At 45.7% G+C, this 1,023-nt stretch carries 1 protein-coding gene; it reads left to right on the top strand.

Annotation, left to right across the window (positions count from 1 at the left end; genetic code table 11):
* Positions 1-28: 28 nt before the first annotated feature.
* The coding region (locus tag AC1MDJ_RS08030) for a flagellar M-ring protein FliF C-terminal domain-containing protein (RefSeq protein ID WP_479690395.1) at positions 29-1,023 on the top strand (995 nt) is incomplete at its 3' end.

Here is a 1,023-nt window from a genome sequence, read left to right as displayed (position 1 = left end):
CACTAACGGCAATCTTTTGAGCGAATTTATGGAGAAGGATAAATCTTCTTATTATACGACTCAAACGCAGCTAGACCAGCAACGCCAGCAGGAAAAGGAACTAGAAAAGAAGCTGCAGGGGCTGTTGGCTGCTACTATTGGCGCAGGCAGGTTTGTTGCCCGTGTTAGTATAGAGATGGATTTTAACAAACGTGATATTATGCGGGAAGAGTATTCTGATACTCCCGTGTTGCGTTCACAATACACAGTTGAAACGACACAGAATAGCAAAGGAGATATGCCTAAGGGGATACCGGGTGTTGAACCGAACCTTGCTGAGCCGGACCAGCTGATAGATAATATTATGACTGAGTTTGCTAAGTCAGAGGAAACTCAAAATTTTGAAATATCTAAGGTAGTGACGCAGGAGCAGAAGACTAGTGGCGAGATAAGGCGACTTACTGTGTCTGTAGTAGTGGACGACAGACCAGAGCAGACGCAAAATGCGGGTGTTCTTACTATCACCAAGCAGGCGCGCACTGATGATGAGCTTAATAGGATACGGACGGCAGTTGCATCAGCAGTCGGTTTTAACGCTACACGTGGCGATGTTGTGGACGTAACAAATATATCCTTTGATACCTCTCAGCAGGTTGTTGAGGAGGTTACGCAGGAGAAGGAGAAGACTATGGAATGGATTGCTTCAGCAGCTAAGTATCTAGGGGCGATAGTTATACTGATACTATTCTACTTTGCTATGGTTAGACCGATACTGAAACGTATAGACGCAACGCGCGACCTTGATGAAGAGATGTCGGGCGAGTCTGCCATAGATGCGCAAATAGCTGGGCTGGATATAATGCCTGTAGGTAGTGAATCAGGTTTCCCAAAAACGCTTGATGATTTAGAGCGTGAGATAGAATCTGAGCTTGACGAGAGCACGCCGCTTGACGTAGAATCTGTCAAGAGCAAGGTAATGTTGAAGAAGATAGAAGAGGCTGCTAACGAAGACCCTGAAATGATAGCTAACCTGCTCAGGGCAAT

It is taken from the genome of Candidatus Termitispirillum reticulitermitis, from assembly GCF_054655775.1.
The sequence above is the reverse complement of the archived record's forward strand: the minus strand, read 5'-3'. Positions and strand labels throughout refer to the sequence as shown.